The sequence below is a fragment of the Pseudomonas sp. 7-41 genome, assembly GCF_021233075.1.
In the GTDB taxonomy this organism is placed as follows: domain Bacteria; phylum Pseudomonadota; class Gammaproteobacteria; order Pseudomonadales; family Pseudomonadaceae; genus Aquipseudomonas; species Aquipseudomonas veronii.
Window position 1 is genome coordinate 5,764,016 of sequence record NZ_CP089551.1, and the last position, 21,032, is coordinate 5,785,047.

Below are 21,032 nucleotides of genomic sequence, written 5' to 3' on the forward strand. Positions count from 1 at the left end.
AGACTTCCCCCTGAATAACGGCTTCAACATTAGGATTTTTTACCTGAAGCCATCGGAGTCGGCGCGCCACAACAGGATATTTCCGGAACGTCGCGCGATTTATCGCCACCTACATGACACCTGCCAAGGAAGAGGTGTCTGTCTCTGGACGCACTCAAAAAAGGCAGGTCATTCATGATGAAACATTAATTAGAGAGCACTATGTCGACACTGATAAATGGATCAATGGCGCTGCGATTCCAACCGTTCAACACGCCCACTCAAGGGGCGACAGACACCTGCCCATCCAACAGCGCCCAGTACGATCACGGACGACCGTCACACCCACAGCCCTATAACGCGAACCACGGCTGGAACCGCCCGCAGCCGGCACGTCCGGGCAACCAGTGGCAACGCCCGCAACCGTCGCGCCCTGGAAACGATTGGCAGCCGCCGCAGAACGACTGGCAGCGCCCGCCACAGAACGGCGGCTATCGCCCGCAACCCACGCGCCCTGGAAACAACTGGCAGCCGCCGCAGAACGACTGGCAACGCCCGCCACAGAACGGCGGCTATCGCCCGCAACCCACACACCCTGGAAACAACTGGCAGCCGCCGCAGAATCAATGGGAACGTCCGCACAACGGCAGCGGCTATCGCCCACAGTTCACTGACCGCCCGTCAACGCATGACGGTCAAGCATCCTACGCCACCACGCAATATGCAGCGGTCCATTCCGAACGGGCGGAAGATGCCTACTACGGTTAATCCGGATAGGCCAACAACAAGACAATAGGCCTTGAAAAACCCAACGCGCTGAAAACCGGCGGGAGGCCGGGCGCTGTCTACCCGGCCTCCCGCCCGAGCTAGCGGACCGTGTTGCACACCGATTGCCATAGGTTGCGCAAGGTTTACTCGATATTTCCCCCTGGAACGGCGAACGGTGGATGACCAATCATAGATACCTGCTGCTAACGCAGGTCCCTTAGATCAATGGAGACCCTGAGATATGGCAATTTACGGAATGGGAGTGCGCAATGGCATCAACATGCCAACCGCAGAGTGGACGCGTCAGCAACAATGGCTGGATCAGTCTCGAGCAGCACCGCCCACTTATGACCAGGCTGCGCGCCAAGACGGGCACAAGACCGATCACCGCCAGGAGCTGCGCAAGTCAGTAGAGTATTGACCGCTCCAACTGAACAGCTCCCGGTGGCAACCACCGGGAGCCCGGCCCGTTACACCAGGGTCGTCAACGCCTCACGACTGAACGGCAAGATGTCGCCCTCGCGGTGTTCGCGGACCTTCACCGCCCAATCCGGGTCCACCAGCAGGGCGCGGCCGACGGCGACCAGATCAAACTCATCGTTGTTCAAACGCTCCAGCAGCTTCTCCAGGCTGGCCGGTTGCGCAACCTTGTCAGTGTTGACCATAAACTGCAGGAACTCGCCATCCAGGCCGACGCTGCCGACAGTGATGGTCGGCTTGCCGGTGAGCTGGCGGGTCCAGCCGGCCAGGTTGAGGTTGGAACCTTCGAACTCCGGCTCCCAGAAGCGCCGGGTGGAGCAGTGGAAAATATCCACGCCGGCGTCGGACAGCGGCTTGAGAAACTCGCCCAAAGCCTCGGGGGTTTGCACCAGGCGCGCGGTGTAGTCCTGCTGCTTCCACTGGGAAAAACGCAGGATGATCGGAAAATCCGGGCCGACGGCGGCACGGATGGCCTGGATCAGTTCGATGGCAAAGCGCGAACGGTTGGCCAGGCTGCCGCCGTATTCGTCGCTGCGCTGGTTGCTGCCTTCCCAGAAGAACTGGTCCACCAGGTAACCATGGGCGCCGTGGATCTCCACGCCGTCCATGCCGATGCGCTGGGCGTCCCTGGCCGCCTGGGCGAAGGCGGCAATCACGTCCTTGATGTCCTGATGGGTCATGCCGTGGACAACCACGTTGCCATCCTTGAGTTTTTCCATCGGTCCGTAGGCCGGTACGCTGGCATCCGGCTCGGTACCGATGCGTCGCACGCTGCCCACATGCCACAACTGCGGGACGATCTTGCCGCCTTCGGCATGCACGGCATCGACCACTTTCTTCCAGCCCGCCAGCGCCGCTTCACCATAGAAGTGCGGGACATTGGGATAGCCGTTGGACGCCGGGTGATCGACCACGGTGCCTTCGGTGATGATCAGGCCCACACCCGCCGCGGCGCGGCGGCGGTAGTACTCGATGACTTTGGAATTGGGGACACCGCCCGGGGAAAACGAACGGGTCATCGGCGCCATTACCACACGACTCGACAGTTGCAGCGTTCCGAGGTGGAACGGTTTGAACAAGGCTTGGACAGGCATGGCAACACTCCACGAAAGACGGTTTTTATGATGCCGATAATATGGCGCGTGCAGCGTGCTGAGTAGCACTATTGATCAGGGTGATTAAGGCTTAGAAATGCCGGACACCTGTAGGAGCGAGCTGGCTCGCGAAAATCGTCAACGATAACGCGTTCATACTGGATCAACGCGGTGCGCCTGGATTTTTCGCGAGCACGCTCACGCCTACAGTTCAGGGGATCAGCTCAGGGCTTTTTCGATGGCCTGGACGACGGCCGGATCATCCGGTGCCGTTCGCGGCGAGAAACGCGCAAGCACCCGCCCGTCTTTGCCCAGCAGGAATTTCTCGAAGTTCCAGGTGATGTCCCCAGGAAACTCGGCGCCCTCGCCCGCCAATAAGCGGTACAACTGGTGACGCTCAGGGCCGTTCACATCGAGTTTGCTGCCCAGCGGAAAGCTCACCCCGTAATTGAGGCTGCAGAATTCCTGGATGTCTTTCTCGGTCCCCGGTTCCTGGCCCGCAAACTGGTTGCAGGGCAGGCCGAGTACGGTAAACCCCTGGTCCTTGTACTGCTGATAGAGGTTTTCCAACGCCGCGTATTGCGGGGTCAAGCCACATTTGGAGGCCACGTTGACCACCAGCACAACTTTGCCCTTGAAGGGCGCCAGTGGCAGCTCTTGTCCGTCCAACGCTTTGAGTTTCAGGTCGTGGAAAGCACTCATGACGAACTCCAGATATCCCATGTTCTTTGCATTGCGGCTCTTCGAGATTACAACCCGCAAGCCTGCAATCATAGACGCCGATTACAAAACTCGCCTGCGGATCACTGCGCGGTCGGCCACGGCAAAATCGGAATCGCGGTAACGGCGTTCTGCGGGCTGCCTTCGATCAGGCGGTCGCTGTAGACCAGGTACACCAGGGTATTGCGCTTCTTGTCGAGGAAGCGCACCACCTGCATGGTCTTGAACACCAGCGACGTGCGTTCCTTGAACACTTCGTCGCCATCCTTGAGTTCTCCCTTGAAGCGGATCGGCCCGACCTGGCGACAGGCAATCGACGCCTCGGAGCGGTCTTCGGCCAGGCCCAGGCCGCCTTTGACGCCGCCGGTCTTGGCGCGGGACAGGTAGCAGGTCACGCCATCGACCTTGGGGTCGTCGAAGGCTTCGACCACGATCCGGTCGTTGGGGCCGACAAACTTGAACACCGTCGACACCTGGCCGATCTCTTCGGCCGACGCCAGCAACGGCATGGCCAACAGCAGGCCGAGCAATCCCTTCATCACACGCATCGTGTATTCCTTTCGTTTAAACCAGAATCAGGTTGTCGCGGTGGACCAGTTCCGGTTCCGCCATGTAACCCAACAGACCGACAATCGCCTCAGACGACTGCCCGATGATTTTCTGCGCTTCCAGCGCGCTATAGTTGGCCAGGCCGCGGGCGATCTCACGACCGTCCGGCGCCACGCACACCACCATCTCGCCACGGCGGAAGCTGCCCTGCACCAACTTGACGCCCACCGGCAGCAGGCTCTTGTGACCCAGGGACAACGCCGCCACGGCACCATCGTCGAGTACCAGGGTGCCGCGGGTCTGTAAATGCCCGGCCAGCCACTGCTTGCGCGCGGCCAGCATGCCGCGTTCCGGCGACAGCAGCGTACCGATGCGCTCACCGGCCTTGAGGCGGTCGAGCACGCGCTCCAGGCGCCCGCCGACGATGATCGTGTGGGCTCCCGAACGCGCCGCCAGGCGCGCCGCACGCAGCTTGGTCTGCATGCCGCCACGGCCCAGCGCGCCGCCGACGCTGCCGGCCACGGCGTCCAGCGCCGGGTCATCGGCGCGGGCTTCGTAGATCAATTTGGCGTCGGGGTTGGTGCGCGGGTCGGCGTCGAACATGCCGTCACGGTCGGTGAGGATCACCAACAGATCGGCTTCCACCAGGTTGGCCACCAGGGCGGCCAGGGTGTCGTTGTCGCCGAAACGGATTTCGTCGGTGACCACCGTGTCGTTTTCGTTGATCACCGGGATCGCCTTGAGCTCCACCAGCGCGCGCAACGTACTGCGGGCGTTGAGGTAGCGCTTGCGGTCGGACAGGTCGTCGTGGGTCAGCAGGATCTGCGCGGTGTGAAGGCCGTGCTCGGCGAAGCTGGATTCCCAGGCTTGCACCAGGCCCATCTGACCAATGGCGGCAGCGGCTTGCAGTTCGTGCATCGCGCTGGGTCGCGCGGTCCAGCCGAGGCGGCTCATCCCGGCGGCAACCGCTCCGGACGAGACCAGCACCAACTCGACGCCGGCCTCATGCAAGGCCACCATCTGCTCGACCCACACGCTCATGGCTGCGCGATCCAGCCCTTTGCCATCCGCCGTCAGCAACGCACTTCCGATCTTTACGACCCAGCGCTGCGCACCTGTCACTTTGCTCCGCATCATCTTCAACCTTAGTTAGAGGGCGGGACGCGACCCAGCGCCGCCCATAACGTTATTCGTGACTACATTCGTGACTGCAGGTATCCCCAGATACCAAAACGCCGCTCGAGTGAGCGGCGCTTAAGTTTACTGCAACGAATCAGTCGCGCACGTAAATGATTTCCGGACCGTCTTCATCATCCACGTCTTCTTCGTCCCAATCATCGTCGCCGATGTCATGGACCGACTTCACGCCGCTGCGGCGCAAGGCACGCTGGTCGTCCAGGGCTTGCAGCTGGGCGCGGGCTTCGTCTTCGATGCGCTGGTCGAGCTCGGCGAGTTCGGCCTTGAACACCGGGTCGGCCGCCAGGCGGTCGGCGCGGTCTTCCAGGTAACGCATGATGTCGCGGGTCAGGCGTTCGGTGCCTTCTTTGGCGATGGCCGAGATCACGTAGACCGGACCGGTCCACTCCAGGCGATCGACGATTTCCTTGACGCGCTCCTCGTGCTCTTCCTCGAGGATCTGGTCGCACTTGTTCAGCACCAGCCAGCGATCACGCTCAGCCAGGGACGGGCTGAACTTGGTCAGTTCGTTGACGATCACTTCGGCGGCGTCCGGTGCGCTGGTGTCATCCAGCGGCGCCATGTCGACGAGGTGCAGCAGCAAACGGGTACGCGACAAGTGCTTGAGGAAACGGATACCCAGGCCCGCACCTTCGGAAGCCCCTTCGATCAGGCCGGGAATGTCGGCGATCACGAAGCTTTTCCAACGGTCGACGCTGACCACGCCCAGGTTTGGCACCAGGGTGGTGAACGGGTAGTCGGCGACTTTCGGCTTGGCGGCCGAGACCGAGCGGATGAAGGTACTTTTGCCGGCGTTCGGCAGGCCCAACAGGCCCACGTCGGCCAGTACTTTCATTTCCAGTTTGAGGTCACGCTGCTCGCCCGGCTTGCCTGGCGTGGTCTGGCGTGGCGCACGGTTGGTACTGGACTTGAAACGGGTGTTACCCAGACCGTGCCAGCCGCCCTGCACAACCATCAGCTTCTGGCCGGCCTTGGTCAGGTCGCCGATCACTTCCTGGGTCGCGGAGTCGATGATCGTGGTGCCGACCGGTACGCGCAGCACCATGTCTTCACCTTTTTTACCGGTGCAATCGGTGCTGCCGCCGTTGGAACCACGCTCGGCATCGAAGTGCCGGGTGTAACGGTAGTCCACCAGGGTGTTGAGGTTTTCGTCGGCCATCATGTAGATGGAACCGCCGTCACCGCCGTCACCGCCGTTGGGGCCACCGTTTTCGATGAATTTTTCGCGACGGAAACTCATGCAACCGTTACCGCCGTCGCCTGCTTTTACTCGGATGGAAACTTCATCAACGAACTTCATAACAAAACGCCTCTCGCCGCACGGACGAGCTTAAGAAACCAAGACATAAGACTCTTGCAAAAATGAGCGCAGCGACCTCAATCAACGACCGCGAATCCAGCGCTTGAGCTCATTACAAACAGCTTTGCAAGAGACTCACTCCACAAACGAAAAAGCCCCGTCGCGAGACAGGGCTTTTCCAGCAACTACGTAATTATGCCGCGACGACGTCAGTCTTCGGGACGATGCTCACGTAACGGCGACCGAAGGCGCCTTTTACTTCGAACTTGATCACGCCGTCGATTTTAGCGAACAGAGTGTGATCTTTACCCATGCCAACACCGTAACCGGCGTGGAATTGGGTGCCGCGCTGACGCACGATGATGTTGCCCGGAATGATAACCTGGCCGCCATACATCTTCACGCCAAGGCGTTTGGCTTCTGAGTCGCGACCGTTACGGGTACTACCACCAGCTTTTTTGTGTGCCATGAGTCAATTCTCCTAGTGAGGAATTAGGCTGAAATTAAGCCTGAATACCGGTGATTTTGATCTCGGTGTACCACTGGCGGTGGCCCATACGCTTCATGTGGTGCTTACGACGACGGAACTTGATGATGCGGACTTTATCGTGACGACCTTGGGAGATCACTTCAGCCACAACGGTAGCGCCAGCAACAACTGGAGCGCCAATGTTCACGTCATCGCCATTGGCGACCAACAGAACGCGATCAAAAGTCACGGAGTCGCCGGTAGCGAGTTCCAGTTTTTCGATCTTCAGGTATTCACCTGGGGCGACCTTGTATTGCTTGCCACCAGTAACAATTACTGCGTACGACATGGTATTTCTCCGATAATCCTGCTCACCCAGCGCTTTATAAGAAGAGGTATTGGCTGGCATGGCTGCATGGGATGGACGTCCCGAATGCAATTGCGTAAGGCAGGTGCTGCCCAGGAAGTTCAGGGTGCGCGATTGTACGCAAGGCGCGGATACGTTGCAAGAGGCCGTCTATCGCGCCTTGACACTGCGGGGTCAGGGTCCTAGCATGCCGCGCAACCCTTCTGGAGCGACTGTCGCTGATGCAACCCCAAGCTTTCTACCGCGCGGTCGCGGACGATTTTAGCGCCGTCGACGGCATCATCAAGCAGCAGCTGACGTCTAAAGTGCCGCTGGTCTCCAAAATTGGCGACTACATTACGTCGGCGGGCGGTAAACGCCTGCGTCCTTTATTAGTGTTGCTGTGCGGCAAGGCCCTGGGCCGCGAAGGCGATGACCTGCGCCTGCTGGCCGCCACCATCGAGTTCCTGCACACCGCGACCCTGCTGCACGACGACGTGGTCGACATGTCCGGCATGCGCCGTGGTCGCGAGACCGCCAACGCGATGTGGGGCAACGCCCCGAGCGTGCTGGTCGGCGACTTCCTGTACTCGCGCTCGTTCGAAATGATGGTCGAACTGGGCTCGATGCCGGTGATGAAGATTCTTTCACAGGCCACGCGCATCATCGCCGAAGGCGAAGTGTTGCAGTTGTCGAAGGTGCGTGACGCCAGCACCACCGAAGAAACCTACATGGAAGTGATTCGCGGCAAAACCGCGATGCTCTTCGAAGCCTCGACCCACAGCGCCGCCGCCCTGTGCCAAGCCACGGCCGAGCAGGCCGAAGCCCTGCGCACCTTCGGCGACCACCTGGGCGTGGCGTTCCAACTGGTGGACGACCTGCTCGACTACCGTGGCGACGCCGAGACCCTGGGCAAGAACGTCGGCGACGACCTGGCCGAGGGCAAGCCGACCTTGCCGCTGATCTACACCATGCGCGAAGGCACGCCGGAACAGGCGGCCCTGGTACGCAAGGCGATCCAGAAAGGCGGGATCGAAGACCTGGAAAGCATCCGCGCCGCCGTGGAAGCCTCCGGCGCCCTGGACTACACCGCCCACCTGGCGCGTGACTACGTGGCCCGTGCGATCAAGTGCCTGGACGCCCTCCCCGCCAGCGAATACCGGGACGCCCTGGTCGAGCTGAGCGAGTTCGCGGTCGCGCGCACGCACTAGAAATACCAAATGTGGGAGGGGGCTTGCCCCCGATAGCGGTGGATCAGTCAACTTATGCTTAGACTGAAATACCGCCATCGGGGGCAAGCCCCCTCCCACATTTAGTTTGTATTACCAATCCAAGACCGCGCCCTGTCTTCCTACAATTCCCTATATAATGTGCGACTTTAGCCATCCTGACCTTTAAGGAGCTTTAGTGAGCACGTTGCCACCCTGCCCGAAATGCAATTCCGAATTCACCTACGAAGACGGCGCCCAACTGATCTGCCCGGAATGCGCCCATGAGTGGTCCGCCACTGGCGAGGCCGAAGTGGCCAGCGATGAAACCGTGAAGAAAGACTCTGTAGGCAACGTCCTGCAGGACGGCGACACCATCACCGTGATCAAAGACCTCAAGGTCAAGGGCACCTCCCTGGTGGTCAAGGTCGGCACCAAGGTCAAGAACATCCGCCTGTGCGACGGCGACCACGATATCGACTGCAAGATCGACGGTATCGGCCCGATGAAACTCAAGTCCGAGTTCGTCCGCAAGGTCTGATCCTGCTGCTTCCATCCCGCGCCCGCCGCGGGATGGCGTTTCGCCCTGGCTGTTGATCCCTCGCACGACCCACGCAGAAAAATCCGCAAACCGCCAATAGGCACTTGCTATTCTACGAATAAGAATTATTCTCATTGAAACCCATCAAGGAGAACGACATGACTTATTTGATAGATGCCTGGCTGGACCGCCCACACCCTTACCTGCGCATCCTCCATCGGGAAACCGGGGAAGTCTGTGCGGTGCTGGAGGAAGAAGCGCTGAACGAACTGCAGGACCAGGGCGACCTGGACGTGAATGGCCTGAGTTCCAGTGAACCCGGTGTACTGAAGGAAGTGGTGCGCAACCTGTTTCTGTTCTGCTATGCCCGAGCATTGCGCCCGGCGACGGAACTCAATGGCAAGTTTCACCCATGAGCGACCGCGCAAAACCCTGTAGGAGCGAGCTTGCTCGCGAAGAACGCACAAGCAACGCGTTCATCCAGGATGCTCGCGTCATCGTTGACGTTTGTCGCAAGCAAGCTCGTTCCTACAGGTAATCAAAAGCAGGTCTTACAGAACGTCGAGCAGCTCGACGTCGAATACCAGAACGCTGTGCGGCGGAATGCTGCCAACGCCTTGAGCGCCGTAAGCCAGTTCGCTCGGCACGAACAGGCGCCATTTGCTGCCGGCATTCATCAGTTGCAGGGCTTCGGTCCAGCCGGCGATCACGCCGCCAACCGGGAATTCTGCAGGCTGGCCGCGCTCGTAGGAACTGTCGAACACCGTGCCGTCGATCAGGGTGCCGTGGTAGTGAGTACGCACTTGGTCTTCACGGGTCGGCTTGGCGCCTTCACCGGCAGTCAGCACTTCGAATTGCAGGCCGGAAGCCAGAGTGGTGATGCCGTCACGCTTGGCGTTTTCCGCCAGGAACGCCAGGCCCTCGCCTGCAGCCGCTTCCGCCTTGGCAGCCGCTTCGGCTTGCATGATTTCGCGGATGACCTTGAAGCTCGCGGCCATTTGCTCTTGATCAACACGGCTTGGCTTGCCGGCGAACGCGTCGGTCAGGCCGGCCAGGATTGCGTCCAGGCTCACGCCCGGTGGCGGGTTGTCGCGCAGTTGGTCGCCCAACTGACGGCCGATACCGTAGCTGACGCGGGTTTCGTCGGTGGACAGATTAACTTCGGACATGAAGAGGCTCCGCTGTAGGGCAGCGCTGAAAACACGGTTTTCCCGCACCGCCCAGAACTAAAAGGGCCAGCAGACTAGCACAGAATGCGCGTGCGGAATGAGCCCCGCCCACGTCATGCCTGCCTGGCGCCGATGCTCGGTGATGCAGGGTCCCGTACATCGCGCGGACTAATTAATCGTTTCAGTTTCCCCTGCGCCCGCCGATATGGCCTAAACACCTTGGCTGGCTCAAACAACAACACCGTCCAGCAGACAAACATCATTTTTGCGGAGCACTCGATGAACAGCTGGTTCGGTAACATCAGCGTCAACCTCAAACTGGGCCTGGGCTTCGGCCTGGTGCTTGTCCTCACCTCGATCCTGGCGCTGACCGGCTGGACCAGCCTCGGCGGCCTGATCGACCGTAGCAACTGGATGAGCGACATCACCCAGCTCAACGCCTCCCTGACCAAGCTGCGCATCGTGCGCCTGCAATACATGCTGGCCAACGGCGATGAAAGCGTGGCGCAGAACGTACAAACCAGCCTGGATGCCTTCGCCGCCCAGCAGCAAACACTCCTGGACAGCTTCAAGAGCCCGGACAACGTCAAACTGCTCAACGAGCAGAAAGCCGTCATCACGGCGTATCAGCAATCGCTGAACAAAATGCGTGAGGCCTACCGTACCGGCAATGCTGCGCGCCAGGTCATGGGCGATAAGGCCGACATCGCCAACGCCCAGATCGACGCACTGGACAGCAGTGTGCAGCAGACGCCCGACAACCCCGAGCGCTTCACCCAGTACCAGGCCGTGACTCATGCCAAACAAGAGTTCCAGTTGGCCCGCTACGAAGTGCGCGGCTACACCGGCAACGTCAACGCCGACACCGAAGCCCGCGCCGCCGCCCAGATCGAAAAAGCCATCAACGGCTTGAAAGGCCTCGGCGCGGCGTTCGGCGGCAGCCAACAGGTCGCGCTCAGCGCCCTGGAAAGCGCGCTCGGCGCCTATCGCAGTGCGGTGCAGAACTACAAGGCGGCTAACGCCAATATCGTCGCCGCGCGCGCCGAAATGACCACCCAAGGGGCGGATATCGTCACCATCAGCGATAAGCTCTACGACATCCAGCTCGCCCGCCGCGACGCCGAAAGCGCCCAAGCCCGCAGCCTGCAATTGATCAGCACGCTGCTCGCGTTACTGGTCGGCATCGTCGCGGCACTGGTGATCACCCGCCAGATCACACGCCCGATCCAGGAAACCCTGGCCGTGGTCGAGCGCATTGCCTCCGGCGACCTGAGCCACAATATCCAGGTCACCCGCCGCGATGAACTGGGCGTACTGCAACAAGGCATCCAGCGCATGGGCACGACCCTGCGCGAGTTGATCAGCGGTATTCGCGACGGCGTAACCCAGATCGCCAGCGCCGCCGAAGAGTTGTCGGCCGTGACCGAACAGACCAGTGCCGGGGTGAACAGCCAGAAGATCGAGACCGATCAAGTCGCCACCGCCATGCACGAAATGACCGCCACCGTGCAGGAAGTCGCACGCAACGCCGAGCAAGCCTCCCGGGCCGCTGCCGATGCCGATGGCCAAGCCCGCGCAGGCGACAAAGTGGTGGCCGAAGCCATCGCCCAGATCGAACGCCTGGCCGCCGAAGTGGCGCGCTCCACCGACGCCATGAGCCATCTGCAACAAGAGAGCAACAAAATCGGCAGCGTGATGGACGTGATCAAGGCCGTGGCCGAGCAGACCAACCTGCTCGCGCTCAACGCCGCGATTGAAGCAGCGCGTGCCGGTGAAGCCGGTCGCGGCTTTGCCGTCGTCGCCGACGAAGTGCGTGGCCTGGCCCAGCGCACGCAGAAATCCACCGAAGAAATCGAAGGCCTGGTGGCCGGCTTGCAGAACGGCACCCAGCAGGTGGCCGTGGTGATGAACAACAGCCGCAACCTCACCGACAGCAGCGTCGAACTGACGCGCAAGGCCGGCGTATCCCTGGAAAACATCACCCGCACGGTGTCGAACATCCAGTCGATGAACCAGCAGATCGCCGCGGCGGCCGAAGAGCAAAGCGCCGTGGCCGAAGAGATCAGCCGCAGCATCGTCAACGTGCGCAATGTGTCGGAACAGACCGCCACCGCGAGTGACGAGACAGCCAAATCGAGTGTGGAACTGGCGCGCTTGGGCAGCCAGTTGCAGCAGATGGTCAGCCACTTCCGGGTGTAAAAACCAAAAAGCCGCCTCGGTCTGCACCGGGGCGGCTCCACTTCTCAGACCTTAGCGGTCATCGAAGCTGTCTCGCAGGAATGTCCATACGTGATAAACACGCAAGGCATTCATGACGAGGTTCCACGCACGTCGTGCAAACTTAGACATACTCGGCCCTCCATGAGTTGGGCCTTACCTCCAGCGCACTTACCGGAACATGTGAGCCTTTGGACGCACGTCAGTGCTCCTGTGAGGCGGCTGGGTTTATGGTCCTCTTGCATGAATCCGGCACGGATTACTAGCCCGTGGCAGTCGGTCCAAAATTTGCGCGCGAACCCAGCCAACCTACCTCACGATGAACGCAGAACGAGGGCGATACAAGCTCAGTCCCCTACGCCAAGGTGTGACAAGCAACGGCCAATTCCCCTTAAAAGTTGTTGCTGTTTTTTGCGGGGCTCAAGTGAAAGACCACCTATCGTCAGGCCTTGCATAAAGCCCCGAAGCGGCAGTAGTATCGCCAACACGTCAGTGCTTCCTGTGAGATCGCAACCCCAGCCGCAAACCGGGTTTGCACAAAAAAACCGCCCTACTAAGGCGGTTTTTTATTGCCTGCGCTTTACCCCTCAGCCCTCGCCTTCCTCGACAAACACCAGCCGATTGCCAAACGGATCGTGGATGCTCATCTCCCGCGAACCCCAGGGCATTTCTTCAACGCCTGGCTTGGCAAAACGATAGTCCTTGCCCTGCAATTGCTGCTGATAGGCGTCTACACCCTGCGCCTGAATCCGCACCGCCGCACCCGGCGATGCATCGCCATGGTGCTCGGACAAATGCAGCACGCACTCACCCAACGACACCTGCAGGTACAACGGAAAATTCGCCTCGAAGCGATGCTGCCAATCGACCTTGAACCCAAGGAAGTCGACATAAAACTCCAACGCCTTGGCCTCGTCGAAAATCCGCAGGATGGGGGTGACTTTTCCTAAGTGCATGGCAACCGCTCCGTGTGTAAGAGCACCCACTATAGAGTCGAAAACCCAGCCCGCAAATCCCCACTGCGCGCCAGGAACCGCCCCGGCCGCTGACCATTCGGCTGCCCGTCGCTGTAGCTCAACACGCCGTTGACCCACACGCCATCAATCCCTTCTGCCGCCTGCTGCGGCGCCTTGAAATCCGCCACATCGCGCACGCGCAGCGGATCGAACAGCACCAAGTCGGCCCAGTGCCCTACACGGATTTCGCCCCGCTCCGACAAGCCGAACCGCGCCGCCGACAAGCCGGTCATCTTATGCACCGCCGTGTGCAGCGGGAACAGCCCGACGTCCCGACTGAAGTGACCCAACACCCGTGGAAACGCGCCCCACAAGCGCGGATGCGGGAACGGATCTTCGGGCAACCCATCCGACCCGACCATCGACAGCGGATGCGCGAGGATACGGCGCACATCCGCTTCGTCCATGCCGTAATACACCGCCCCCGCCGGTTGCAGGCGACGGGCCGCGTCCATCAGCGAAACATCCCACTCGGCGGCGATCGCCTGCAAGTCGCGCCCGCCCATTTCCGGGTGCGCGGTCGACCAGGTGATGGTGATGCGAAATGCATCGGTGACTTGCTTGAGATCCAGGGTCGAAGAACTCGCCGCATAGGGGTAACAATCACACCCCACCAGATGGGTTTTCGCCGCCTGCTCCAGCGCCGCCAACAGCTGCGGACTACGCCCCCAGTTACCCGCACCGGCACATTTGAGGTGGGAAATGATCACCGGCACCTGAGCATGCCGACCGATCAGAAACGCCTCGTCCATGGCCGCCAGCACCGGCTCGAACTCACTGCGCAGATGGGTGGTGTACACCGCGCCGAACGCCGTCAGTTCTTCGCTCAGTTGCAGCACTTCATCGGTCTCGGCATTGAACGCGCTGGCGTAGGCCAGGCCGGTGGATAAGCCAAGGGCGCCATCCTCCAGGCTTTCGCGCAACTGCGCGCGCATCGCGGCGATTTCATCGAAAGTGGCGCTGCGATGCAGGTCGTCCATATGGTTGCTGCGCAGCGCCGTGTGGCCGATCAGCGCCGCGACGTTGACCGCCGGCTGGGCGCGTTCCACGGCGGCGCGGTAATCGGCAAAACGCGGATAGGTGAACGCTTCACGCGGGCCCAGCAGGTTCATCGGGTCCGGCGGCTCACCGCGCAAACTCACCGGCGAGGCGCTGATGCCGCAGTTGCCGACAATCACCGTGGTCACCCCCTGGCTGAGCTTGGGCAGCATCTGCGGCTGACGGATCACCACCGTGTCATCGTGGGTGTGTACATCGATAAACCCCGGCGCCAACACCCGGCCGCGGGCGTCGATCACGTGCGTGGCCAGCGCGGCCGACAAGTCGCCGATCGCCTCGATACGCCCGTCGCGCAGCCCCACATCGGCGACATACCCAGGCGTGTTGCGGCCATCCATGACCAGCGCCTGGCGGATCAGCGTGTCGTACTGCATATCAGTCTCCCAGCGGCAGGCTGTCGGGCCCGCCGCGATAGTCGTCGAGGGCCAGCTTGATGCGGCGCAGGCGTTCCTGGTTGTCGTCCGGCATGGCCAGCGCCAGCTCGGTGGCGAGCAGGTCGATGGCCAGCAGCATGCCGTAGCGCGCCGCCGTGGGTTTGTAGATGAAGCTGGTTTCGGCCGGTTGCAGCGCCAGCACCACATCCGCCAGCCCGGCCAGGGGTGAAGCGGCCAGGGTGATGGCGACGATGGGCGTGTCGTAGTTGCGCGCCAGGGCCACCACGTCCAGCAACTCGGGGGTGAGGCCGCTGAGCGAACAGACGATCAGCGCCTGCTCGGGCCCCAGCGTCGCCGCCGTGACGCGCATCATCACCGGGTCATGGCAGGCGGCAATCGGATAGCCCAGGCGCACCAGACGCACTTGCAACTCCTCGCTGCACAGGCTCGACGGGCCGCCCATGCCGAACGCGTGGATCATCCGCGCCTTGCCCAGCAGGCTGACCGCATCGACGAAGCCGGCCTGATCGAACCCCGACAGGTGCTGGCGCAACGTCGCTTCGATATCGCCGAGAATCTGCCGATGAAACCCCGACTGCTCAGGCTTGCCCGCCGGGTCGAGGAAGCGGCTGCCCACGCCACTGGCCTGGGCCAGTTGCAGGCGCAAGTCGCGCAAATCCCGGCACCCGACGCTGCGCGCAAACCGCGACAACGTGGCGGTGCTGACCTCGGCGCGTTGGGACAACGCCTCCAGGCTAGCCGACGCGGCAAAGCCCACGTCATCGAGCATCAGCTTGGCGATACGCCCTTCGCCGGCACTGAAAGACGCCTGGCGGGCGCGGATCTGGTAGAGGATGTCCATGGAGGCTCCGGGTTACAGGACGCAGGACAGACCATACGTCAGACCGAAGGCGACCAGCGAAATCAGGGTCTCCAATACGGTCCAGGTCTTGAAGGTCTGGATCACAGTCATATTGAAGTATTCCTTGATCAGCCAGAAGCCGCCGTCGTTGACGTGGGAAAAGATCACCGAACCCGCCCCGGTCGCCAGCACCAGCAATTCAGGGTGTGGATAACCCAGGCCCAGCGCAACCGGCGCAACCACCCCGGAAGCGGTGGTCATGGCCACGGTGGCCGAGCCGGTGGCGATACGCATCAACGCGGCGAACAACCAGCCCATCACCAGCGGCGACAGGTTGAACGCATGGGCCAGGCCGAGGATTTCGTTGGTCACGCCGGCGTCCACCAGAATCCGGTTCAACCCGCCGCCCGCGCCCACCAGCAAGGTGATACTCGCGGTCGGCGCCAGGCATTCGTTGGTGAACTTGAGGATCGACTCGCGGTTGAAACCCTGCGCCAGGCCGAGGGTCCAGAAACTCACCAGGGTCGCCACCAGCAGCGCGATCACCGAGTTGCCGATAAACAACAGGAACTGGTTGAAACCGCTGCCGGGCGTGGAAATCAGATTGGCCCAGCCGCCGATCATCATCAGCACCACCGGCAACAGAATGGTGCCCATGGTCAGGGCGAAACTCGGCAAACGGCTGCGTGGCTCGCGTTCGATGAACTGGCGCTCCAGCGGGTTTTCCGCCGGCAGGTGAATGCGCGGCACGATGAACTTGGCGTACAGCGGGCCGGCGATGATCGCCGTGGGAATGCCGATCAAAATCGCATAGAGCACGGTCTGCCCGACCGAGGCGTTATACGCCAGCACCGCCATCATCGCCGCCGGGTGCGGCGGCACCAGCGCATGCACCACCGACAGGCCGGCAACCATCGGCAAGCCGACCATCAGGATCGACACCCCCACACGCCGCGCCACGGTAAAGGCGATCGGCACCAGCAACACAAAACCGACCTCGAAAAACAGCGGCAGCCCCACCAGAAAGGCAATGCACACCATCGCCCAATGGGCGTTGCGCTCGCCGAACCGGTTGATCAACGTGCGTGCCACCTGCTCGGCGCCGCCGGATTCAGCCATCATCTTGCCGAGCATGGTGCCCAGCGCAACCACCAGAGCGATATGCCCCAGGGTTTTGCCGACGCCCGCTTCGTAGGAGCCCATGATGGTGTCCGCCGGCATCCCGGCCATCAGCGCCAGGCCGATGGACACCAGGGTGATGACGATAAACGGGTTGAGTCGGTAACGTGCAATCAGCACGATCAAAGCAATGATGGCGATGGCGGCGTATGCCAATAGCCCGAAGCCCGGTGATGCGGCCATGCGGTACTCCTCGGAAAGGGTCACGTCGAATTGGTTGTGAAACTCATAAATCATTACCGAGGAGCATTTTCAATTTTTATGAAAGTAATTTTCGCCCACAGATAAGCGCTGTCGCGTTGGGACATGCCCAACGGCCGTGCATGAAAATTCGGGGGGTGTTCTTACATCAAATTCAGAAAAGACCGGAAACTCAACGCGCACGCTTGAGTCTTAAAATGCGCCCCCACGAACATCCAGGACACTCGATCATGACCCGCACCTCTCTCACCGCCTGCGCCCTGCTGCTCGCCCTGTGCGGCAGCGCGTCGGCCGCCGACAACGCCGCACTGAAGAAATGCATGGACAGCGCCAACACGACCGTCGACATGGTCAAGTGCAACACCCAGCAGGCCAAGGTGCAGGACAAACGCCTGAACACCGCCTACCAGACCGCCCTCGCCGCCCAGGAAGGCGCGCGCAAGCAGCAATTGCAGGACGTGCAGCGCCTGTGGATCAAATACCGCGATGCCAATTGCGCCTTTGCCGGCAGTGCCACCGGCGGCAGCATCGATCAGGTCAACGGCTCCGCCTGTGTGCTGGACATGACCCAGACCCGCGCCCAGGAACTGGAAGACCTGGTCGGGCCGTAATGAATGAAAACCCTCGCCCTCCCGTAGGAGCGAACTTGCTCGCGAAAATCGTCAACGATGACGCGTGTTGCCTGGATAGACGTGGCGCTCTCGGTTTTTTCGCGAGCAAGCTCGCTCCTACAGAGGTTGCGGTCAGTCGTGATGGACCTTGGCGCGCTTGAGCAGCTTCTTGCAGCGCTCGGACAAATGCAGCACGCGCAGATGCTTGCCGGCCTTGCTGTAACGCTCGCGCAAGGTCATCAGCGCGGCAATCGCGGAGTAGTCGACAACGCTCAGGTGGCGGCAATCCAGCGTCACCGCGGCCGGGTCGTTGGCCGGGTCGAATTGATTCAAAAACGGCGTGGTCGAGGCAAAGAACAACGTGCCATGCACGCGGTAGAGTTTGCTGCCGTCCGCTTCCAGATATTCATCGGCGTACAGTTCACGCGCCTGTTGCCAGGCGAAGTTCAGCGCCGCGATCACGATCCCGCAGAGCACCGCCGTGGCCAGGTCGGTGAACACGGTGATCACGGTCACCGCGATGATCACCAGCACGTCATTGAGCGGCACCTTGTTGATCACCCGCAGCGACGCCCAGGCGAAGGTCTGCTGCGACACCACGAACATCACCCCGACCAGCGCCGCCAGCGGAATGCGCTCGATCAGCGGTGACAGAAACAGAATGAACAACAGGATCATCACCCCAGCCAAGACCCCGGACAAACGCCCGCGCCCGCCGGAGCTGAGGTTGATCACGGTTTGCCCGATCATTGCGCAACCGCCCATGCCGCCGAACAGGCCCGAGAGCATATTCGCCGCGCCCAGGGCCATGCTTTCGCGGTCGGGGTAGCCGCGGCTCTCGGTGATTTCGTCGGTGAGGTTGAGGGTCAACAGGGTTTCCAGCAGGCCGACCATTGCCATCAGAAACGCGTAGGGCGCGATGATGCCGAGGGTATCCAGGCTCCAGGGGATCTGCGGCAGTGCGAAGCTCGGCAGGCCACCGGCGATGTGGGCCATGTCGCCCAGCGTGCGCGTCGGCAAGCCCAGCAGGTACACCGCCAGGCCCACGCCGAGGATCGCCACCAGGGCGGGCGGCACGGCACGGGTCAGGCGCGGCAACAGGTAGACAATGGCCATGGTCACCAGCACCAGGCCGCTCATCACATACAGCGGCGTGCCGCTGAGCCAGGTATCACCGCTCTTGAAATGCTCCAACTGCGCCAAGGCAATGATGATCGCCAGGCCGTTGACGAACCCCAGCATCACCGGGTGCGGCACCATCCGCACCAGCTTGCCCAGGCGCAGCAGGCCGAAGACCAGCATGATCAGCCCGCCCAGCAGCACCGTCGCGAGCAAATACTCCACGCCGTGTTGCACCACCAGCGCGACGATCACCACCGCCATCGACCCTGCGGCGCCAGAGACCATCCCCGGCCGCCCGCCGAACAATGCCGTGAGGGTGCAGATGATGAACGCGCCGTAGAGCCCCATCAGCGGGTTGAGATGCGCCACCAGGGCAAAGGCGATGCACTCGGGCAGCAAGGCAAAAGACGTGGTGAGGCCGGCCAGGGCGTCGGCGCGAAGACGGGTGAGGTTCATGAGGTACCGGGCATTGCGGGGAATAAGGCAGGGAATGGTACGGAAATGCGGGCGGTGGGGCCAGTGAAGCGTCAGGGCAGATTGACCGGGATGCCCCGTTCGCGGGCAAGCCCACTCCCATGGTTTGATCGGTGCACCCGTTATCGAGGTGTGAACACCGTCAAATGTGGGAGTGGGCTTGCCCGCGAAGGGTGCACCACGGTCTCACGCCGACATCAGACCATTTCGCGGCGAATCCACTCCACCACCGATGTGCGCTTGGGCACCCACCCCAACAATTCACGGGCATGCTTGCCGCGCACCCGGCTGTTGGAGCCCAGGCCGTAGTTGGCCATTTCATAGCCCCATTCGGCTTCTGCGTCGGCCAACGGCCAGTCCTGCGGCTTGCCCAGGTTCAGGGCTTCGGCGATGGCGGTGGTCATGTCGATGAACGCCGCTTCACCGCTTTCCACGAAGTAGAACGTGCCCGGCACATTCTTCTCCAGCGCCAGCAGATAGAGCGCGACCACGTCCTCGATATGCACATTGGACCAGATGTTCTGCCCCGTGCCGACATGGCGCACCACCCCGCTCTTGCGCGCCTGCTTGAGCAAGCGCGGCAGTTGCACGCTGTCGCGCTTCACGCCCAGGCTGTGGCCGTAGATCAGGGTGTTGCAGATCACCGCCGAGTTCACCCCGTCTTGGGCGGCCGCCAGGATCAGGTTGTCGATGGCGACACGTGCGGCCTTGTCGACGGTCGGTTCCGGCAGGTGGTCTTCGACGTAGATGACATCGCTGGCCTTGCCGCCCGATGCATCGCCGACGATGCTCGAACCGCTGGTGTGCAGGAACGGTTTGTTCGAACCTTTCAAGGCGGCCAACAGCGTTTCCACCGCCGCGCGATGGTCGCTGCTGGCGGCGTTGATCACCGCGTCGGCCTGCCTGGCCTGTTCGGTCAACACCGCACGGTCATCCAGGGTGCCGATGACCGGGGTGATGCCCAGGGCCGTCATCTCGGCGGCTTGCTCGGCGCTGCGCACCAGGCCCGTCACATGGTGGCCGGCCTTGACCAGGCCGGTGGCGATGGAGCCGCCGATAAATCCGGCGGCGCCGGTAACGAATACGTTCATGGAGGTCTCTCCTGACTGAGTAAGTGATGGGCCCAGTATCAAGCCCCCATCCCTGGCGAATAAGACCGTGTTGCCCAATTCAATCTTGCGCGCAGGTCACGAATCAGCAGGCGTACCGCGCCAGCTTGGCCTGGATAAAGTCCAGGAAGCATTGGATGCGCAAGGCCAGTTGCGAGTTGCGGTAAAACACCGCGTGGATCGGCTGGCGATAACCGCTGTTGAAGGCTTCCAGCAGCGGCACCAGGCGCCCGGCGTCGATGTCGTCGCTGGTCATGAAGTTCGACAGGCAGCCAATGCCCTGCCCTTCGAGCGCCAGTTGGCGCACGGTTTCACCGCTGGACGCGGCAATGCCGGGCTCGATCAGCCAGCGGTCACCCGCCACGTGGCGCAACGGCCAGTGGTTGAGCGTCTCGGTCTGGGTGAAGCCGAGCAAGGTGTGCTCGGCCAACTCGGCGACCGTGGTCGGCGTGCCGTACTGCTTGAGGTAAGCGGGGCTGGCGAGGATATGCAGCGGGGTGCAGCCCAGGGATCGCGCATGCAGGGTGGAATCGGCCAGCGCGCCGATGCGAATCGCAATGTCGGTACTCTGCTCCAACAGGTCGATGATCAAGTCATCACTGTTCAACTCCAGCTGGATCTCTGGGTACAGCCCGCGAAACTCGGCGATGTACGGCACGATCCCATGCAGCATGAACGGCACGGCGGCGTTGATGCGCAAGCGCCCCGCCGGTTTCTTCTGGCGCGACGACAAGCGCTCCTCCAGATCATCCATCTGCGCCAGGATCACCTTGGCCTGTTCGAAGAAGTACTTGCCCTCCTCGGTCAGGTCCATGCGCCGCGTGGTGCGGTTGATCAGCGTGGTGTCGAGCTTCGCTTCCAGGCGCGACAAGGTGCGGCTGACCGCCGACGGCGTCTGCCCGACCTGCTCCGCCGCCGCCGAAATCGAGCCGCACTCAATCACGTTGACGAAGATCTGTAGCTCATCGGATCGGGCTTTCACAGGCTG

The 21,032-nt window shown here is 61.8% G+C and carries 21 protein-coding genes and 2 pseudogenes; 8 read left to right on the forward strand and 15 right to left on the reverse strand.

Translation table 11 applies throughout. The features are described from left to right. The first annotated feature begins 225 nt into the window (after nucleotides 1–225). Together LQ249_RS26245 and LQ249_RS26250 are read left to right on the forward strand one after the other, a co-directional pair. Nucleotides 226–747, forward strand: a complete 522-nt coding sequence (locus LQ249_RS26245) for a hypothetical protein (protein WP_232565993.1) — start codon at nucleotides 226–228, stop codon at nucleotides 745–747. Between the two features lie 241 nt (nucleotides 748–988). Then, nucleotides 989–1,168: a hypothetical protein gene (locus LQ249_RS26250; protein WP_032804636.1), complete on the forward strand. Its 180-nt coding sequence runs from the start codon at nucleotides 989–991 to the stop codon at nucleotides 1,166–1,168. Between the two features lie 49 nt (nucleotides 1,169–1,217). On the opposite strand, the gene LQ249_RS26255 is transcribed toward LQ249_RS26250, so the two are convergent. The 7 genes from LQ249_RS26255 to rplU all read right to left on the reverse strand — a co-directional run bounded on the left by LQ249_RS26255 (nucleotide 1,218) and on the right by rplU (nucleotide 6,905). After that, a complete protein-coding gene (locus tag LQ249_RS26255) occupies nucleotides 1,218–2,321 on the reverse strand; it encodes an NADH:flavin oxidoreductase (protein ID WP_017847753.1) in 1,104 nt (367 codons plus the stop codon). Nucleotides 2,322–2,540: 219 nt separating this feature from the next. Then, nucleotides 2,541–3,023 carry a glutathione peroxidase gene (locus LQ249_RS26260; protein ID WP_017847752.1) on the reverse strand — a complete coding sequence of 161 codons (483 nt, stop codon included), beginning with the start codon at nucleotides 3,021–3,023 and terminating at the stop codon, nucleotides 2,541–2,543. Between the two features lie 101 nt (nucleotides 3,024–3,124). Further along, nucleotides 3,125–3,589, reverse strand: a complete 465-nt coding sequence (locus tag LQ249_RS26265; RefSeq protein ID WP_017847751.1) for a CreA family protein — start codon at nucleotides 3,587–3,589, stop codon at nucleotides 3,125–3,127. A 16-nt stretch (nucleotides 3,590–3,605) separates the two neighbouring features. Next, nucleotides 3,606–4,724, reverse strand: a complete 1,119-nt coding sequence (gene proB / locus LQ249_RS26270) for a glutamate 5-kinase (RefSeq protein WP_057005288.1) — start codon at nucleotides 4,722–4,724, stop codon at nucleotides 3,606–3,608. 139 nt (nucleotides 4,725–4,863) lie between these two features. Further along, nucleotides 4,864–6,087 (reverse strand): Obg family GTPase CgtA, encoded by a 1,224-nt coding sequence (gene cgtA / locus LQ249_RS26275; protein WP_017847749.1) that lies wholly within the window; start codon nucleotides 6,085–6,087, stop codon nucleotides 4,864–4,866. A gap of 193 nt (nucleotides 6,088–6,280) precedes the next feature. Further along, nucleotides 6,281–6,556 (reverse strand): 50S ribosomal protein L27, encoded by a 276-nt coding sequence (rpmA, locus tag LQ249_RS26280; protein ID WP_007901871.1) that lies wholly within the window; start codon nucleotides 6,554–6,556, stop codon nucleotides 6,281–6,283. 34 nt (nucleotides 6,557–6,590) lie between these two features. Then, nucleotides 6,591–6,905 carry a 50S ribosomal protein L21 gene (gene rplU / locus LQ249_RS26285; RefSeq protein ID WP_017847748.1) on the reverse strand — a complete coding sequence of 105 codons (315 nt, stop codon included), beginning with the start codon at nucleotides 6,903–6,905 and terminating at the stop codon, nucleotides 6,591–6,593. 239 nt (nucleotides 6,906–7,144) lie between these two features. Here rplU and LQ249_RS26290 point away from each other — a divergent pair, with 239 nt between their 5' ends. From LQ249_RS26290 to LQ249_RS26300, 3 genes are all read left to right on the forward strand, one after another. Then, the gene (locus LQ249_RS26290) at nucleotides 7,145–8,113 is read left to right on the forward strand and encodes a polyprenyl synthetase family protein (protein ID WP_017847747.1); all 969 of its coding nucleotides are present in this window, start codon (nucleotides 7,145–7,147) and stop codon (nucleotides 8,111–8,113) included. A gap of 196 nt (nucleotides 8,114–8,309) precedes the next feature. Continuing rightward, a complete protein-coding gene (locus tag LQ249_RS26295; protein WP_017847746.1) occupies nucleotides 8,310–8,651 on the forward strand; it encodes a zinc ribbon domain-containing protein YjdM in 342 nt (113 codons plus the stop codon). Nucleotides 8,652–8,809: 158 nt separating this feature from the next. Next, a complete protein-coding gene (locus LQ249_RS26300) occupies nucleotides 8,810–9,067 on the forward strand; it encodes a PA4570 family protein (protein ID WP_003194088.1) in 258 nt (85 codons plus the stop codon). 135 nt (nucleotides 9,068–9,202) lie between these two features. On the opposite strand, the gene LQ249_RS26305 is transcribed toward LQ249_RS26300, so the two are convergent. Next, entirely contained in the window at nucleotides 9,203–9,820 is a 618-nt protein-coding gene (locus tag LQ249_RS26305) for an FKBP-type peptidyl-prolyl cis-trans isomerase (RefSeq protein WP_017847745.1), read from the reverse strand. Nucleotides 9,821–10,099: 279 nt separating this feature from the next. Here LQ249_RS26305 and LQ249_RS31865 point away from each other — a divergent pair. Continuing rightward, nucleotides 10,100–11,164, forward strand: a pseudogene (locus LQ249_RS31865) (methyl-accepting chemotaxis protein); the annotation flags it as partial. Between the two features lie 258 nt (nucleotides 11,165–11,422). Beyond that, a pseudogene (locus tag LQ249_RS31870) lies at nucleotides 11,423–12,019 on the forward strand (methyl-accepting chemotaxis protein); the annotation flags it as partial. A gap of 605 nt (nucleotides 12,020–12,624) precedes the next feature. Here the strand turns inward: LQ249_RS31870 and LQ249_RS26315 are convergent. From LQ249_RS26315 to LQ249_RS26330, 4 genes are read right to left on the reverse strand one after another with little or no spacing between them, the layout of a single operon-like run. Continuing rightward, nucleotides 12,625–12,993, reverse strand: coding sequence for a glyoxalase superfamily protein (locus tag LQ249_RS26315; protein WP_017847743.1), 369 nt, complete (start codon nucleotides 12,991–12,993; stop codon nucleotides 12,625–12,627). A 29-nt stretch (nucleotides 12,994–13,022) separates the two neighbouring features. Continuing rightward, on the reverse strand, nucleotides 13,023–14,486 hold the full coding sequence (locus LQ249_RS26320) for an N-acyl-D-amino-acid deacylase family protein (RefSeq protein WP_126588789.1): 1,464 nt from the start codon (nucleotides 14,484–14,486) through the stop codon (nucleotides 13,023–13,025). 1 nt (nucleotide 14,487) lies between these two features. Next, complete coding sequence (locus LQ249_RS26325; protein ID WP_046488199.1) at nucleotides 14,488–15,348, reverse strand: MurR/RpiR family transcriptional regulator; 861 nt, start codon at nucleotides 15,346–15,348, stop codon at nucleotides 14,488–14,490. Between the two features lie 12 nt (nucleotides 15,349–15,360). After that, complete coding sequence (locus LQ249_RS26330; protein WP_198718519.1) at nucleotides 15,361–16,710, reverse strand: GntT/GntP/DsdX family permease; 1,350 nt, start codon at nucleotides 16,708–16,710, stop codon at nucleotides 15,361–15,363. A gap of 248 nt (nucleotides 16,711–16,958) precedes the next feature. Between LQ249_RS26330 and LQ249_RS26335 the strand changes: the two genes are divergently transcribed. Beyond that, a complete protein-coding gene (locus LQ249_RS26335; protein WP_017847739.1) occupies nucleotides 16,959–17,339 on the forward strand; it encodes a lysozyme inhibitor LprI family protein in 381 nt (126 codons plus the stop codon). Between the two features lie 132 nt (nucleotides 17,340–17,471). Here the strand turns inward: LQ249_RS26335 and LQ249_RS26340 are convergent, their stop codons facing one another. The 3 genes from LQ249_RS26340 to LQ249_RS26350 form a co-directional block, all read right to left on the reverse strand. Beyond that, nucleotides 17,472–18,917 carry a SulP family inorganic anion transporter gene (locus LQ249_RS26340; protein ID WP_079444687.1) on the reverse strand — a complete coding sequence of 482 codons (1,446 nt, stop codon included), beginning with the start codon at nucleotides 18,915–18,917 and terminating at the stop codon, nucleotides 17,472–17,474. Between the two features lie 215 nt (nucleotides 18,918–19,132). After that, on the reverse strand, nucleotides 19,133–20,026 hold the full coding sequence (locus LQ249_RS26345; RefSeq protein ID WP_232565995.1) for an NAD-dependent epimerase/dehydratase family protein: 894 nt from the start codon (nucleotides 20,024–20,026) through the stop codon (nucleotides 19,133–19,135). 103 nt (nucleotides 20,027–20,129) lie between these two features. Further along, on the reverse strand, nucleotides 20,130–21,026 hold the full coding sequence (locus LQ249_RS26350) for a LysR family transcriptional regulator (protein WP_017847736.1): 897 nt from the start codon (nucleotides 21,024–21,026) through the stop codon (nucleotides 20,130–20,132). Between the last annotated feature and the right edge of the window lie 6 nt (nucleotides 21,027–21,032).

Bases quoted from the DNA above. Each gene is read 5' to 3' on its own strand.
- LQ249_RS26300 (WP_003194088.1), top strand. From the start codon at position 8,810: ATGACTTATTTGATAGATGCCTGGCTGGACCGCCCACACCCTTACCTG.
- LQ249_RS26335 (WP_017847739.1), top strand. From the start codon at position 16,959: ATGACCCGCACCTCTCTCACCGCCTGCGCCCTGCTGCTCGCCCTGTGC.
- LQ249_RS26320 (WP_126588789.1), bottom strand. From the start codon at position 14,486: ATGCAGTACGACACGCTGATCCGCCAGGCGCTGGTCATGGATGGCCGC.
- LQ249_RS26255 (WP_017847753.1), bottom strand. From the start codon at position 2,321: ATGCCTGTCCAAGCCTTGTTCAAACCGTTCCACCTCGGAACGCTGCAA.
- rplU (WP_017847748.1), bottom strand. From the start codon at position 6,905: ATGTCGTACGCAGTAATTGTTACTGGTGGCAAGCAATACAAGGTCGCC.
- LQ249_RS26250 (WP_032804636.1), top strand. From the start codon at position 989: ATGGCAATTTACGGAATGGGAGTGCGCAATGGCATCAACATGCCAACC.
- cgtA (WP_017847749.1), bottom strand. From the start codon at position 6,087: ATGAAGTTCGTTGATGAAGTTTCCATCCGAGTAAAAGCAGGCGACGGC.
- LQ249_RS26290 (WP_017847747.1), top strand. From the start codon at position 7,145: ATGCAACCCCAAGCTTTCTACCGCGCGGTCGCGGACGATTTTAGCGCC.
- LQ249_RS26330 (WP_198718519.1), bottom strand. From the start codon at position 16,710: ATGGCCGCATCACCGGGCTTCGGGCTATTGGCATACGCCGCCATCGCC.
- LQ249_RS26340 (WP_079444687.1), bottom strand. From the start codon at position 18,917: ATGAACCTCACCCGTCTTCGCGCCGACGCCCTGGCCGGCCTCACCACG.
- LQ249_RS26245 (WP_232565993.1), top strand. From the start codon at position 226: ATGGCGCTGCGATTCCAACCGTTCAACACGCCCACTCAAGGGGCGACA.
- rpmA (WP_007901871.1), bottom strand. From the start codon at position 6,556: ATGGCACACAAAAAAGCTGGTGGTAGTACCCGTAACGGTCGCGACTCA.
- LQ249_RS26345 (WP_232565995.1), bottom strand. From the start codon at position 20,026: ATGAACGTATTCGTTACCGGCGCCGCCGGATTTATCGGCGGCTCCATC.
- LQ249_RS26260 (WP_017847752.1), bottom strand. From the start codon at position 3,023: ATGAGTGCTTTCCACGACCTGAAACTCAAAGCGTTGGACGGACAAGAG.
- LQ249_RS26315 (WP_017847743.1), bottom strand. From the start codon at position 12,993: ATGCACTTAGGAAAAGTCACCCCCATCCTGCGGATTTTCGACGAGGCC.
- LQ249_RS26265 (WP_017847751.1), bottom strand. From the start codon at position 3,589: ATGCGTGTGATGAAGGGATTGCTCGGCCTGCTGTTGGCCATGCCGTTG.
- LQ249_RS26305 (WP_017847745.1), bottom strand. From the start codon at position 9,820: ATGTCCGAAGTTAATCTGTCCACCGACGAAACCCGCGTCAGCTACGGT.
- LQ249_RS26325 (WP_046488199.1), bottom strand. From the start codon at position 15,348: ATGGACATCCTCTACCAGATCCGCGCCCGCCAGGCGTCTTTCAGTGCC.
- proB (WP_057005288.1), bottom strand. From the start codon at position 4,724: ATGCGGAGCAAAGTGACAGGTGCGCAGCGCTGGGTCGTAAAGATCGGA.